The organism is Streptomyces sp. NPDC031265 (genome assembly GCF_055570295.1).
The window spans coordinates 1-13072 of the sequence record NZ_JBVIHM010000030.1; the positions used below are offsets into that span (position 1 = coordinate 1).

Below are 13072 nucleotides of genomic sequence, written 5' to 3' on the forward strand. Positions count from 1 at the left end.
CACTCCATGAACCGACGGTGGGCCGTCGCTCCGGAGGGGCCGAACACCGGCGGGACCTGCGACCACGTGCACCCCGTCGTCGCCACGAAGATGATTGCCGCCAGCACCTCACGGTCCCCGTACCGACGCCGACCGCCGCCTTGCGGACGCGTCGGCGCCTCCGGCACCATCCGCTGGAACAACTCCCACAACCCGTCCGGCACCAACCACTCCACCATCAACACACAGACAGACTACCCATCCCACGAAATGAGATGATCTCTAAGTCTCCCGTCAGCGGCGGCTCTCGTCCCGGATCATCTGTCGCAGGCTGGTGCGGGCTGCCGTCAGGTCCTTCTCGAGTTCGTTCACCTGTCCTTGCAGAGGCCTGAGCCGGGCGTTCTCTCGCTCAAGTTCACGGTTGGATTCGGTGAGTGCCGCGCGATGCCCCACACGCTGCGGGCCATCGACGGCGACGTCTCTGCCATCCAGGCGGAGAACGTCCCGCCGCACAGCGCGGCGAAGGACGCCTCACTGTTCAGGCGTTCCGGGTTGTTCCCCACGGTGCTCAGCAAGGCGACGGCTCCGACGCGTACTCCCAGCTGAAGTCGGCGCTGGGGAGCGGGAGCCCCCTGTCCGGACCGATCCCCACCACGTCGAGCAGCTGCGGGGCATGACATTTCACGAGGCGGGCCAGACGAGCGTCCACATTGCGGATCTGCTCGGAGAGCCGGCCGAGCCGTGTGTGCTTCTGCCCTCATCGGGATGGGTGTGAGCCGTTCAGCTGTCGCCGTACCAGTTTTCGCGGAGGTCGATCACTTGGTCGTGCAGTACGTCTCGCCTGGGGTCTGCGGGGAGGGCGGCGATGTGGGCGAGGAGGGTGTCCAGTTCCCCGAGGAGGGCGGGGTCGCCGTCCTGCATTCTGTCGATCTTGGGCTCGATGACCGTGGTCAGGTAGTCGCGCAGCACGGACGCCGTGCTGCCCGGTGCCGGGGTCGAAGGGGCGGGTTCCCACTCGTGTACGAGGTGGTCGGCCGGGCGGTTCAGAATCCATCCCGCGTAAGCGCGGTCGGCGAAGACGAGATCCAGATACGGTGCGATGCGCAGGCGCAGGATGTCGTGTACGGGAGGCCTGCGGTGGGCGCACACCAACTGGTCGCCGGATTCGCTCACCCACCTGAGCGACGTGGGCTTCGCGCCGAAGTTGGCCTGGGTGAGGGCCGTCATGCTCCCGGCGGTGGAGGGTACGTCGGTCCAGGCGTGCGGATCCCAGCCCGCGGGTGCTTCCTCGGGAACCGTGAGCGTGCAGCCTCTGAGTGAGCGGTCACCTTTGTCGAAGCGGAATTCGTCGTCGCCGGACCACAGCCAGTCGACGCTCCCGAATGTCTCGGACAGGAGCACCTCGTGGCTGGGCCGGCCGGTGTGCGGAGATGCCGTGACGTATGCGCCCGACAGGGAATAGCGGGGGGCAAGGGCCAGGGGCCGGTCGGTGAGGGTGACGGCGAAATCCGCTGCCAGATCGAGTCGCATGGTGGTTCCTTGTCGCCGGAGGCAGAGAGCCGCCCTTAGGAGTGGGGATGCCGCCGTTGACGATCTGCTCGCGTGTGACGGGCGGTCCGGGGTCGGTTGGTGACCCGCCCCATGCGGCGGCGCCGCTGTCGTTCTTGGGGCCGGACGGTCCGTAACTCGTAATGACGTTTCCGGCTTTGCCGCCCTTGCTTTCCATCACGACGATGTCTTCGCCCTGGTGGAAGATGAGCCGCTCGGCGCCACCGCTCGATGAAGGACATCGCGGGCGGCACGTGGCTCGCGGCCCTGTCCCTGCCCGGCACCGACGACAGCCTCTCGGTCGAACTCGCCCGCTGATGTCCCCGCTCGTGGGGCGGGGACATCAGCGGGGTGGCCGGTGGATCTTCTCGATCGGCATCCGGACGCAGCCCGTGGCCTGGACGGCCACAGTGGCACCGTCGGGATGGGTCCCTGGATCAAGGCTCGAGTGTCCGTTGGCGCCTTTTCGCTGCACGAGCTCACCTGGGAGATGGCCGGCCGGGAAAGCCAGGTGACCGGACGTTGCTGCGGGCATCGTGTGCCGGACGTCTCGGGACCGCCGTCTCCATCGGCCCGAGCACCCCGGCATCGGTCACCACCGGCTCTGGGAGCCAGGGCCCGGGGTACTCCTCGCGCTGCGCCCGGGCGGAGGTGAGTCGGTTCAGACACAGGTTGGTGACCACCTTGGCCAGCCACGCGCCCGGCGCGACCACCTGACCGGGCTCGACTCCGTGCCAGCGCAGGTATGCGTCCTGCACGTGTCCTCGGCCTCGGCCGCCGAGCCGAGCATCCGGTACGCCAGCGAGAACAGCCGTGGTCGGTGGGTCTCGAATTCCTGTGCCGTGTCCATGACTCCACGCTAGGCTGTGTCCGACGAATAGTCAGTTGATCTTGGTTGAGGGCTCCTGTCTGTGTCCGTCCCGCCGAGCGAGCGGCTGCGAATCATGTGGTCGGCGTGATGCCCTCACCGTCCTGGTGGGGCATTCGGCGTTAATGGCCAGGTCAGGCGGCTAGGCGGAGTCCCTGTATGACCGCCCCGGATCGAGACGTTTCCTCGCAGCGACCGGTCGCGGTCCTCCAACGGCATCCAATTGTGCGTGTTGGCGTCCACCTCTTCGCCCGCGGCGGTCAGCAGCAGCCGCATCGGGGCCGCGCAGGACGCGCACTCGATGGCCATCGGGCCCGTCGATACCCAGCTGGGAAAGCCGCCGACCCGCCAGCCGGGCGGGATCGATCGACAGGTCAGGCTGATATCGGCGAGCAGCGTGGCGAGTCCCTGCCTGGCGTACGCGCCGGGACGAGTCCTGGTGCTACGTGCGCTCCGCAGGCTGTCATCGGCGATGCGGTACTCAGCGGGCAGCGGACTCGACCACGGTGGCGATGAGGTCCCGGCTCTCGGGGGCGCCGGAGCGCTCCATCTGCGCCAGGCCCCGCCCGGTGGGCAGCACGAGCGCCATCCTCGCCGACATCGAGCGCCGCCACGCCCACGAACTCGGCGCCGACGACTACGCCGCGTTCAAGCACGCGTTCACGAAGGTGGTCGACGACCAGCGCCACCAGTCGACCAAGGGCGGCTCCTGATGTTGTCGTCGAGAGTCATCGAATGTCGTCAGTGAAGGGCTGAAGCGGCGCAACGCCGTGGGCACGGAGCCGTTGCTGGGTATGGGCCGGCATGCGAGCTCGCGCCGCGGAGGGATGCGTGCTGTCCTGGAAGAAGCCGCAGGAGTACACGCCCATGCGTCACAGCCAGACTTCCGCCTCCGCATCCGCCCGGTCGGCCGCGCCGACTGCAGCGGGTGGGGGCCTGCTGCCGAAGCGGGATCTCGCCGCCGCCTGGTTCCTGGTCGTACTGATCGCGGTGCCCGCATGGGCGCTGACGATAGGGCAGGCCCGGGACATGGGGGTCGAGCCGGGCACGATGGGGATGGCGCTGCCGCTGTTCCTGCTGCTGTGGGTGACGATGATGGCGGCCATGATGCTGCCGTCGATGGCGCCGGTGGCCATCACATGGGTGCGGGGGATCGGTCGGCAGTCCTCGGGCTGGGCGCGGACCGTGCGCACCGTGGAGTTCGTGGGTGGGTATCTGCTGGTGTGGACCGCCTTCGGACTGCTCGCCTACGGGGCCCTGGCCCTCACCGGGGGCCTGGTGGAGGACCATCCCACCGCCGGACGCTGGATCGGCGCGGTGTCCTTCCTGCTCGCGGGCCTGTATCAGCTCGGCCCCCTCAAGTACGTCTGTCTGCGGCACTGCCGCGACCCCATGAGCCACCTGGTGCGCTACGCCGGGTTCCGGCGGCCGGCCCGCGACCTTCGGGTGGGTGTCCATCACGGCGCCTACTGTGTCGGCTGCTGTGCGGGGCTGATGGTCGTCCTCGTTCCCCTCGGGGTGATGAACGTGGCGGCGATGGCCGCACTGGCCGTGGTGATCTTCGTGGAGAAACTGTGGTCCCATGGCCCGCTGCTCGCCCGGGTCGTGGGCGTCGCGTTTCTCGTGCTGGCCGTGCTCGCCCCGTTCCAGGACTGGCTGCTGCCGGGGTTGCAGGGGTCGATGCCGCCTATGGGCGACATGTGACTCACCGACATGTGACTCACCAGGCCTCCTAGGGCCGCGTCGTTCGCGTAGGAGGCCCCGACAGCTGAGGAGCCTGCGCTGGACATGCGCAACGGCACCAAGTAGTTGAACAGCGCCCGAAGTAGTTGAACAGCACCTGCAACCGGGCTCAGATCCGCCCCTGGCCTGACTCAGCGGTCTCCTCGCTGCTGAAGACGTAGTCGGCCGTCTCGCCGTACGACGCCTCGTAGCTCAGCCCGAAGGCATCGGACCGGCCGGAGGTCCTGCCGACTTCGAATTCGGGCGCGAACCCGAACATGGCGTTCTTGATCTTCGTCGAGCTGCCGTCGGGCCCGGTGAGCGGCCGGTAGGAGAGTTCCGTCCGGCCCTCGACTGTAAGGCCGGGACTGTCCCCGCCCGTAAGGGCCACCCTCGCCCGCTCCATGCCCAGGTAGTCGCCGTAGAACTGGGACAGCTGGCCGAATGGTCCGCCTTCGCGGCCGGACAGAATGCGTTCCAGGCCCTCGGCCTGCTCGTCGCTGGCCGCGCTGTCCACGACGATCCCGACCTTCCAGTCACCCGAGGTCAGATTGGAGGGGAAGTGGTTGTAGAACGCGAAGTCCATGGCGGACAGGTCCAGGTCGTCCAGGTTCCCGTTCGCCACATGGAACACGGCGGTGCCGAGGCACTCGGTCCCGCCCTTGGCGTCCCGCGGCTGGCCGTCGTACGGACAGCTGCACAACACCGCGCAAGAGCAACCGGCCACATACGTGCCGGATATCGTCCACGACATGACTGCTCCCCTCTTCCCATGGTGATGGCGGCGAGCGTCGTCTGTACTTTTACGCTAGACCTGCCAAATTGGCCTGTAAATGGCGTTTCCTGGCAAACGTTCGAACCCTGCGCCGAAGGGCAGGCACACTGTGGAAGCGATCGGCCACGCGTTGTCCATCGCCGGGTCGATGACCTGGGAAGTCACCTGGGCACTGATCCTCGGTTTCGCCTTGTCGGCCGTAGTGCAGGCGGTGGTGCGCCGCTCGACCGTCGTCCGGCTGCTCGGCGATGACCGGCCGCGCACTCTCGCCCTGTCGGCCGGCCTCGGGGCGGCCTCGTCGTCCTGCTCGTACGCGGCCGTGGCGCTGGCCCGTTCGCTGTTCCGCAAGGGCGCGGACTTCACCGCAGCGATGGCGTTCGAGATCGCCTCCACCAACCTGGTGGTGGAGCTCGGTGTGATCCTCGCGCTGCTGATGGGCTGGCAGTTCACGGCCGCCGAGTTTGCAGGCGGGCCGATCATGATCGGCGTACTCGCTGTGCTGTTCCGTCTCTTCCTGCGCGAGCGGCTGCTGACACGGGCGCGGGAGCAGGCCGAGCGTGGGATCGCGGGATCAATGGAAGGCCATGCGGCGATGGACATGTCGGTGCGGGGGGAGGGCGGTTTCGCGCGCCGCTTGTTCTCCCGTGACGGCTTCACGTCCGTGTCCCACATCTTCGTCATGGAGTGGGCCGCGGTGGTGCGGGACCTGGTGGCGGGGCTGCTGATCGCGGGGGCGATCGCGGCCTGGGTGCCGGACGACTTCTGGCGGACGTTCTTCCTGGAGGGGCATCCGCTCGCCGCCAAGCTGATCGGCCCGCTGGTTGGGCCACTGGTGGCGGTGGCCACCTTCGTCTGCTCGATCGGCAACGTGCCGCTGGCCGTGGTGCTGTGGAAGGGCGGCATCAGCTTCGGCGGTGTGATCGCCTTCATCTTCGCGGATCTGTTGATCCTGCCGATCCTGAACATCTACCGGAAGTACTACGGCGCCCGGATGGCCGTCTTCCTGCTGGTCACCTTCTTCGCCGCGATGGCCGTCGCCGGATACGTGGTGGAGTTCGCCTTCGACGGACTGGGGCTGATTCCCGACCAGGCCGATGCGACGATCCCCGAGGAGGGGGTCACCTGGAACTACACGACGTGGCTCAACATCGCCTTCCTGCTGCTGGCCGCGACGTTGCTCGTACGGTTCTGGCGCACCGGCGGCCCGGCCATGCTGCGGATGATGGGTGGCTCACCCGGAGACGGCGAACAGGGGCACGGGCACGCCCCCGGGGCAGAGGGTCCGCGCTAGTCGGGGCCGCTCCAGTCGAACGGGAAGTATTTGCTCGACTTCCCCGAGCGCTCCCACGAGAAGCCGAACGCCTCGGCGCGGTCGGCAGTGGCCCGCCCCCAGGTGGCTACCTGGCCTGGTCCGACCTCGGCGCCCGGGGCGTTGTGGACCTGGACGCGTGCGCCGTCCGGTGTCGTCGGGCCCGTGAGCGCCTCGGCGGTGGCCGTGACCTTGCCGGGAATCTCGGCCCGCCAGGTGCCGAGGTCCTCGTCGATCTCGACGGCGATGGGGACGAAATCCATGCCGCGCATCTCAGGGTGGAACATCTCCCCGAACCGAGCCGGCCATCCGCCCGCCTCACCGCCGAAGATGGCACCGAGTGCACCGCGCTGCTGCTCGTCGGCGCGCTCGTCCAGGAATACCGCTGCGTACGCGTCGGTGTGCTCGCCGGCCCAGACGTTGCCGACGAAGGAACCGAGCATCAGGACGTTGAGATCGTCGAGCCGCACGTCGCCGAAGCTGCCTTCCCGGATGTGCCAGACCAGTACGCCTTCGCAGTCGCCGTAGGTTGGGGGCTGCGCAAACGTGCAGGGGCACGGTATGGCGCACTTGCACACATCGAACCAATCACCGGTCAGGCGCCAGTGCGTACCGGTGGTGACGTTTTCTGTCATCTCGCTTCCCTCCTGCCGAGCCCCAGGGGGCTTACTCGGAGTGGCGAGACCGCGGGTCCCGAGCCCGCTCCCGGGATGGCGAGGCGGCCTCCCTTCCAGCTTGCACCTCACGCCCCGGTTTTGTGGTCTCTGCCAGGGAGGGACCGGCACGGCTGGTGGGAGCAGTCAGCCGGTGCTTTGAGCGCCTTTGTTCGACGGCATGCGGAGAGGCTTGTCGTCGGGTATGCGATCATCCACATCCACGAGGGATTCCGGTCTGTGGAGTACCTGGGTGACGGTTGCGCACAGGAGACCGCACAGGAGACCGCACTGGAACCGCCTCCCCGGGAGCGACGGCCAAGAGGAAGGCGGGCGCGGCATTGCCCCGGGCCGCGAGGGGGCGGTGCCCGAGGCATTGCCGTTGGCGCCGGACCGTACCGGCCGACCGCTCCTGGCTAGGCGAACTGGCCGGGCTGGTAGTCGCCGGCGGGCATGCGGACCATGACATTGATGCGGTTGAAGGCGTTGATGAGTGCGATGGCGGACACCAGGGCACCGAGCTGGTCCTCGTCGTAGTACTTGGCCGCGTTCGCCCAGACCTCGTCCGTGACGCCACCGGCCGCGTCGGCGAGGCGGGTGCCCTCTTCCGCGAGCTCCAGGGCGGCGCGCTCGGCGTCGGTGAACACGGTGGCCTCGCGCCAGGCCGCGACCAGGTTGAGGCGCGTCTGGGTCTCCCCGGCGTGCAGGGCGTCCTTGGTGTGCATGTCAGTGCAGAAACCACAGCCGTTGATCTGGCTGACGCGGAGCTTCACCAGCTCCTGCGTCGCCCGCGGCAGCGTCGAGTCCGCGAGCACCTTGCCGGCGGAAACGAAGTGCTTACCGACCTTGGCGGCGACCGGGTTGGCGAAGAGGTTCAGGCGGGCGTCCATCGTGTACTCCTTGTTGCTGTTGTTCGCTGACACCTCTACGACAATCGGGACCGGCGTTCTGTGACATCCCGGAATGTGACCTGCGTCTCGGCTCCTGGGTGCGTGGACGGTCCGGTCAGGGGCGCATCCGGGCCCGGCAGCGCCGGCCGTGGGACGCCAGCTCAGGACAGCGGGGACCGGGAACACAGAGCAAGGGGGCGGGGTGTATGGCAGGCTGCCGCCACGGACGAGGGGCGTTGGGTGGTTCCAGGGAATGTCCGAGCGTCTCCTCGGCTTCCGGACCAAGTCCGGGGGAGACGTGAGGTTTCGGCGTCGGTGCCTGCTACCCGATGTTCGCGGCACTGACCCCGGCCTGCTTCGGTGAGAACGGCAGCGCCCTCAATTTCGGCCTCCTTCGCAGCGGCAAGCTGGTGAGCGGCCTGTTCGGCGGCGGACTCGGCTCGATGGTCGTCGGCGCCGGGGGCTCCGACGGCGCCCCCGCGCTGGCCGGCGGCATCTCGATGGCGGCGGGCTGCATGAGCCCTGCTGCTGCGCCAGCCCGGCCGGACCAGGGGGCGGGACATCGCATCCGCCGCCCAGTCCGTCAGCCGGGAGGCGGCGAAGGCCCCCATGTGCGCATGCCCGCCCCGGGGCTGAGACAGGCCGGGGCGGCTTCGTTCCGCTGGGCTGATGTGTCGGCCGCACATTGGAACGACATGCCTGCTGGAGGAACGTATGTCTGCCGTCGACGGCCCGCCCGGGGGACCGAGAGCGCCGCTGGTCGCCGGGTCTCCACCCTGGAGCTCTTCTTCGACCTCGTCTTCGTCTGCACGATCACACAGCTGACCGTGCTGCTCACCCACGACCTGTCCTTCGCCCAGGCCGGCAGGGTCCTGCTGATCTTTGCCGTCCTGTTCTGGATGTACGGCGCCTACGTCTACCTCACCAACCAGGTGCCACCCGAGACCAACGCCCGCCGCATTCCGCTGATCCCCTGGGCATGTGCGGCTTTCTCACCTGTGCCCTGACCATTCCCCGGGTGTTCACCACGGACGGCGTTGCGTTCGGCCTCGGCTACTTCTTGGTCACCGTCTTCCACAGCGCCCTGTACGCCCTCCTGCATGGGCGGCACGTCCTCAGCTTCGCGCTCAACCAGCGTCCTGGCCGCGCTGTGTGTCACCGCGGCGGGCACCGTAGCGGCCGGGCCGCCGAAGCGCTCTGGCTGGCCGCGCTGGTCCTGCAAGCCATCACCCCCGTCCTCTCCAGCCGCATCACCACCGATGTCGACGGCGAGCGCGTCCCGGTGACGGGCCGCGTCGGCGCACTGGACCCGGCGCACTTCGTGGAACGCCACGGGTTGCTGCCAGCAGGCGTGAGGTTCTGGTGACTGGCAACCGCGCTGATGGGGCCGATGGCGTGATCTTGGAGTCCGGAAATCGGCTGTTGCGGTTTGTGTGGAGACCGTAAAAACAGAGTGTCGATTTCGTGTTGGTCTTGTTTCGATCCAAGGAGCCCGTCATGTCCCGTTTGCGTACGATCGCCATCGTTTCTGCAGGTGCTGCCGCGCTGTTCGCGCTCACCGCCGCTCCTGCCCAGGCGGCCCCCGGTGATGTGACGACCACCTGTGCGAGCACTGCCACCCCGGCGGGCTACGTCGACGTCAACTGGGGTTACAGCAACAGCTGTGGCGGCCAGAACTTCGCCCCGAACATCAAGCAGATCAAGCAGCTCACCGGCCTGCCCATAGGCACCGTCGTCCAGGCCTGCGGGTCCGCGTACTACCCCGCCGGCTGGGTCCAGACCAGCTCGTACTACAGCGGCTCGTGCGTGGCCTTCCCGAACTCCGGCTTCAACAACAACGCCTGGACCCTCAAGCGCGTCTCCTGATCACCTCTTCCGGATCGCAGCCCCGTCCCGCGACCGGTTCAAGCGGGACGGGGCGGGTGGGTATCACCGTGGCCGGATGGCCTGGTAGGCAGTGCCCGTCTCTGGCGGGCCGGGTTCGGCTCCTGCCGGTGCGGCCTGCGCGATGACCTTCCGGGCGGTGTCCAGGTCCGCGAGTCGGGCTTCGGTCTCGGCCAGGGCCGCGGGCAAGTGCTCGATCTGACCACGTAGTTCCGCGGCTCGGTCGGTGACCTCGTCGTGCTGGGCCTGGAGGCCAGCGAGGAGTTCGGTGACGTTCATGCGGCCAGCCCGAGGGTGTCACGCCAGGTGGGGCTCGGTGTGGTGACGCGGCGGGTCATGTTCGCGGTGGAGGCCCAGTAGACGCGGGAGGCGGAGGTGTCGGGCCGGTGGTCGTACTCGCGGGCCAGGCGCCAGTGCAGCAGCAGCGTGCCGTTCGTCTGCTCGACCGCCCACTGCTTCGGCTGCGGGACAAACCCTTTGCCCTGGTCAGCAGGGTTGCGGCGGACGACCTCGACATCAATGCCCAGCAGGGCGCCGGGGACGATGACTTCGTCCTTGAAGCCCTGGTCCACCAGGGGCCTTCTCCAGGCGAATCAGTATCTACGGACGCCAGCCCCGCATGACAAACGTCATGCCGGCTTCCGCAGTTGGGAGCGGACCCAGACGCCGTAGGTGAAGGCCCTTACGAAGAGCCCGCTCAGGAGGTGCCGAGCCTGCGGTAGCGCCCGCACTCATCCCCAGCGCACTTGCAGAGGTTTCCCACGGTGGCAGGTTGCGGCCGTTACGGCGACGGTGCCAGCATCCGCTTGCTGATCCACTCCAGCGGGCCGTCCGCGAGGGATTTCGCGTACTGCCGTCCGCTGTGCTGACCGTTCTGGATCATGTGCAGACTGGTCTTGATGGGACCCTTGCCGTACTTGGCGAGGAAGTCCTTCACATTGCGCTGCCCCGATTCCTTGGTGCCCAGCATGATCGAGAGGTTCACCGTTGGGCCGCCCTTTTTGATCAGGTCCTGGGCCAGCTTCTCCGGGTTGTTTGCCTGCTTCTCATTCTCGTGGCCGTTCCACAGCGGGGAGTCCGGGCGGGTGTCGGGGCCGCCGGCGATGACGGCGCCGAAGCGGTTCGGGTATTGCAGCATCATCTTCATCCCGACGTATCCGCCGGACGACGAGCCGAAGAAACCCCACCCCTTGGGGTCCTTGAAGGTACGGAAGTTCTCCCGGACCAGGTCTGGGACGTCGTCCGACATCCAGGTGCCCATCTTTGCCCGGCCGGGGATGTCACTGCCGTCGTAGTAGTTCTTCTTGTCCGCGTTCAGCACCGGCATGATCACGATGAACGGCAGGCTCTTTCCTTTGCCCGCCTGCTCAGCGATGGTCTCTTGGAGCTTGAGGTCACCGCCGTACCAGTAGTTGCTGGGATAGCCGTTGCTGCCGGGCAGCGCGACGAGCACCGGAAAGGCGCTGTTCTTGTACTTGTCCTCGAAGTACTGCTTGGGAGCCCACGCCCACACCTTGCCCTCGAAGCCCGACTTTCCGCCCTTGAGTGTCGTGCGCACCACCTTGGTGCCGTCGTTGAGTTCGCGCTGGGTGGTCCACTCGCGCGGGTTCGTAGGCAACTGCACCCTGCTGAGCCGAGCAGGTCGAGCACACCCGCGATGGGCTCGGCCAGACCGTCAAGGCACTGGCCGCCAAAGCCGACGTCAAGGCCCGGGCTCAGGAGCAGGCCGCCGCGGTCAAGGAGCAAGCCGCGCAGAAGGCCGCGCACCTCACCGACCATGTCCGCGGCAAGGCGGAGCAGGCCAAGCAGTTGGTGAAGGACAAGACCCCCGACCCCGTACGCGAGAAGGCCGGCCAGGCGGCGAGCATGGCGCGGGCGAAGCGCACCCCGCTGCTCGCCGCGGCCGCCGCGCTCGTCGCCTACCTGCTCATCCGACGCAGCCGGCGGTGCCGGTGAAGGCATCGAAGGTCGCCTACAAGCCGGTCGGTCTGGCCCTGGGCGCGGCCAGTGGCATGTTCGCCGGCGCTGTCCGACTGATCTGCGGTCTGGGCGAAGGTGAGGGGGCCCGGGTTGGTGGCATTGGCGGTCGTACGGGATCTGCGCGAGCTTCGGGAGCGGGCCTCGGGCGATGAGCGTGCCCTGCCCGTCCTGGAGAACGGCGCCCCCAGAACCTGTCCGGCACCGTCGACGAGTACCCCAATTGGTGCCTCCCCATCGCCGACCCCGCCGGCCAGCCGCTGACTCTGGAACAAGTCGCGGCCGGCCCCCAAGCCGTGGCCGACCTCTACCCCTACCTGGCCCGCTGACGCGCTGTCGGCTGCGGTTCCCGTCCTCGAGAAGGTACGGCTCGCTGTGGCCTTACCAACTCCTTTGCAGAGTCCTACCTTTGAGTCATGGACACTCAGCATCCCGGCCCGCTGGCGGAAGTGGTGGCACCCATGACAGCCGGATGGCGGCTGCTGTTCGTGCCCAGCCGGGCCCGCGAGCTGGCTGTCGCGCTCGGCGGGAGCATCATGGTCCCGCCGGTGGTCGCAGCCCCACTTCTGCTGCCCGCTCTGGTGGTCGCCGTGATCTCGGGGAGCTCACTCGTCTGGGGCGGTTTCTGGGTCCTACTGGCGCTCACGGTCGTCGCAGTGATCCTGCTCGCCGTGGCCATGATGTACGTCACGGTCTCCATGACGGTGCGGTGGATCGAGCTCCGCCCCCTGGGAACTCCGGCCCAGGTCGTGATCGCCCGCTTTCTGCGTTCGTCGACCATGGCGATGGCTGATCTGCAGCGAGTCGTCGTCATCGAGCGACTCAGTCTGGGGCAGCGACAGTCGATCAAGGTGGTGCTGCATACCCGCAGCGAGACGGTGGAGTGCGAACCGGCGACGTCCGCACCGCTGGCTCGGCTCGACGCACAGGCGCTGACCGGCTGGTTGACCGAGCAACTCGGCCGGGTCCAGGTGGCGGTGGAGCGTCAGACGGAGGTCAAGCGAGACTTCCTGCGTCCGGACGAGTGGTGGACCCCGTCCCACACCGCCGAGCTGTGGCGGGTACCCGTCGGCGAGGTCGACCGCATAGCCGCCCAGCGCGGCGTCGAAACCTATGGGTACACGCCCCGGGCCGCCGCGATGTACAGCCCTGGCACTTCGGTCACCGTCTACGACCCGGCCCGGGCCTACGAGGTCGCCGAAGAACTCCGCGCGGAACGAGCCGCCAGCCAGGCCGCCGACAGCACGCCAGCCCCCGGCCCGGCCGAGGACGACGCAACGGATTCCCGCTGACTCGGTCGGGGCGGTCCTGCCCTGGCTCGGAGACTGCACTCTATGAGCGGGTCGGCCATCGTTGCCGACAGCAACCGAGTGAGGAACGAAGAGCAGCACTGGCCGGATTTCACAGATCCTCATCAAGCCGCCTGTTCCATCGGTATGCGGCACGCGGGGTTCTGGCGGGCGGGGG

Annotated in this window: 16 protein-coding genes and 3 pseudogenes; 10 read left to right on the forward strand and 9 right to left on the reverse strand. The window is 68.0% G+C overall.

The features are described from left to right. Positions 1–170: transposase (locus tag ACZ499_RS32675; protein ID WP_468679981.1), on the reverse strand; the 170-nt coding region annotated here is incomplete at its 3' end. Positions 171–423: 253 nt separating this feature from the next. Here ACZ499_RS32675 and ACZ499_RS32680 point away from each other — a divergent pair. Further along, positions 424–585: a hypothetical protein gene (locus ACZ499_RS32680; protein WP_468679838.1), complete on the forward strand. Its 162-nt coding sequence runs from the start codon at positions 424–426 to the stop codon at positions 583–585. 174 nt (positions 586–759) lie between these two features. On the opposite strand, the gene ACZ499_RS32685 is transcribed toward ACZ499_RS32680, so the two are convergent. Continuing rightward, positions 760–1509 (reverse strand): hypothetical protein, encoded by a 750-nt coding sequence (locus ACZ499_RS32685; RefSeq protein WP_468679840.1) that lies wholly within the window; start codon positions 1507–1509, stop codon positions 760–762. A 497-nt stretch (positions 1510–2006) separates the two neighbouring features. Then, positions 2007–2285 (reverse strand): hypothetical protein, encoded by a 279-nt coding sequence (locus ACZ499_RS32690; RefSeq protein WP_468679842.1) that lies wholly within the window; start codon positions 2283–2285, stop codon positions 2007–2009. Between the two features lie 679 nt (positions 2286–2964). Here ACZ499_RS32690 and ACZ499_RS32695 point away from each other — a divergent pair. Together ACZ499_RS32695 and ACZ499_RS32700 are read left to right on the forward strand one after the other, a co-directional pair. Further along, positions 2965–3108, forward strand: a complete 144-nt coding sequence (locus tag ACZ499_RS32695) for a hypothetical protein (protein ID WP_468679845.1) — start codon at positions 2965–2967, stop codon at positions 3106–3108. A 154-nt stretch (positions 3109–3262) separates the two neighbouring features. Next, on the forward strand, positions 3263–4099 hold the full coding sequence (locus tag ACZ499_RS32700) for a DUF2182 domain-containing protein (RefSeq protein WP_468679848.1): 837 nt from the start codon (positions 3263–3265) through the stop codon (positions 4097–4099). 148 nt (positions 4100–4247) lie between these two features. Here ACZ499_RS32700 and ACZ499_RS32705 read toward each other — a convergent pair whose 3' ends face one another. Then, positions 4248–4871 (reverse strand): DUF1326 domain-containing protein, encoded by a 624-nt coding sequence (locus ACZ499_RS32705; protein ID WP_468679850.1) that lies wholly within the window; start codon positions 4869–4871, stop codon positions 4248–4250. Positions 4872–5001: 130 nt separating this feature from the next. Between ACZ499_RS32705 and ACZ499_RS32710 the strand changes: the two genes are divergently transcribed. Then, a complete protein-coding gene (locus tag ACZ499_RS32710) occupies positions 5002–6183 on the forward strand; it encodes a permease (RefSeq protein ID WP_468679853.1) in 1182 nt (393 codons plus the stop codon). Here ACZ499_RS32710 and ACZ499_RS32715 read toward each other — a convergent pair. Together ACZ499_RS32715 and ACZ499_RS32720 are read right to left on the reverse strand one after the other, a co-directional pair. Beyond that, on the reverse strand, positions 6180–6836 hold the full coding sequence (locus tag ACZ499_RS32715; protein WP_468411166.1) for a DUF1326 domain-containing protein: 657 nt from the start codon (positions 6834–6836) through the stop codon (positions 6180–6182). The genes ACZ499_RS32710 and ACZ499_RS32715 overlap by 4 nt on opposite strands. Positions 6837–7270: 434 nt before the next feature. After that, a complete protein-coding gene (locus tag ACZ499_RS32720; RefSeq protein WP_468679982.1) occupies positions 7271–7744 on the reverse strand; it encodes a carboxymuconolactone decarboxylase family protein in 474 nt (157 codons plus the stop codon). Positions 7745–8046: 302 nt separating this feature from the next. Here ACZ499_RS32720 and ACZ499_RS32725 point away from each other — a divergent pair. From ACZ499_RS32725 to ACZ499_RS32740, 4 genes and pseudogenes are all read left to right on the forward strand, one after another. Beyond that, positions 8047–8380: pseudogene (locus ACZ499_RS32725) on the forward strand (hypothetical protein); the annotation flags it as partial. A 59-nt stretch (positions 8381–8439) separates the two neighbouring features. Further along, complete coding sequence (locus ACZ499_RS32730) at positions 8440–8751, forward strand: low temperature requirement protein A (RefSeq protein WP_468679856.1); 312 nt, start codon at positions 8440–8442, stop codon at positions 8749–8751. Continuing rightward, on the forward strand, positions 8724–9110 hold the full coding sequence (locus ACZ499_RS32735) for a low temperature requirement protein A (protein ID WP_468679858.1): 387 nt from the start codon (positions 8724–8726) through the stop codon (positions 9108–9110). Before ACZ499_RS32730 ends, ACZ499_RS32735 begins: the two co-directional genes overlap by 28 nt. Positions 9111–9241: 131 nt before the next feature. Further along, positions 9242–9610: a hypothetical protein gene (locus tag ACZ499_RS32740; protein ID WP_468679859.1), complete on the forward strand. Its 369-nt coding sequence runs from the start codon at positions 9242–9244 to the stop codon at positions 9608–9610. Between the two features lie 63 nt (positions 9611–9673). On the opposite strand, the gene ACZ499_RS32745 is transcribed toward ACZ499_RS32740, so the two are convergent. The 3 genes and pseudogenes from ACZ499_RS32745 to ACZ499_RS32755 all read right to left on the reverse strand — a co-directional run bounded on the left by ACZ499_RS32745 (position 9674) and on the right by ACZ499_RS32755 (position 11252). Beyond that, complete coding sequence (locus tag ACZ499_RS32745) at positions 9674–9907, reverse strand: hypothetical protein (protein WP_468679861.1); 234 nt, start codon at positions 9905–9907, stop codon at positions 9674–9676. Further along, positions 9904–10209: pseudogene (locus ACZ499_RS32750) on the reverse strand (IS5/IS1182 family transposase); the annotation flags it as partial. The gene ACZ499_RS32745 and the pseudogene ACZ499_RS32750, both read right to left, overlap by 4 nt. A gap of 200 nt (positions 10210–10409) precedes the next feature. Then, complete coding sequence (locus tag ACZ499_RS32755; protein WP_468679863.1) at positions 10410–11252, reverse strand: alpha/beta hydrolase; 843 nt, start codon at positions 11250–11252, stop codon at positions 10410–10412. An 11-nt stretch (positions 11253–11263) separates the two neighbouring features. On the opposite strand from ACZ499_RS32755, the pseudogene ACZ499_RS32760 reads away from it, so the two are divergent. Further along, a pseudogene (locus ACZ499_RS32760) lies at positions 11264–11584 on the forward strand (DUF3618 domain-containing protein); the annotation flags it as partial. Positions 11585–12021: 437 nt separating this feature from the next. After that, a complete protein-coding gene (locus ACZ499_RS32765) occupies positions 12022–12897 on the forward strand; it encodes a hypothetical protein (protein ID WP_468679865.1) in 876 nt (291 codons plus the stop codon). Positions 12898–13072: the final 175 nt, after the last annotated feature.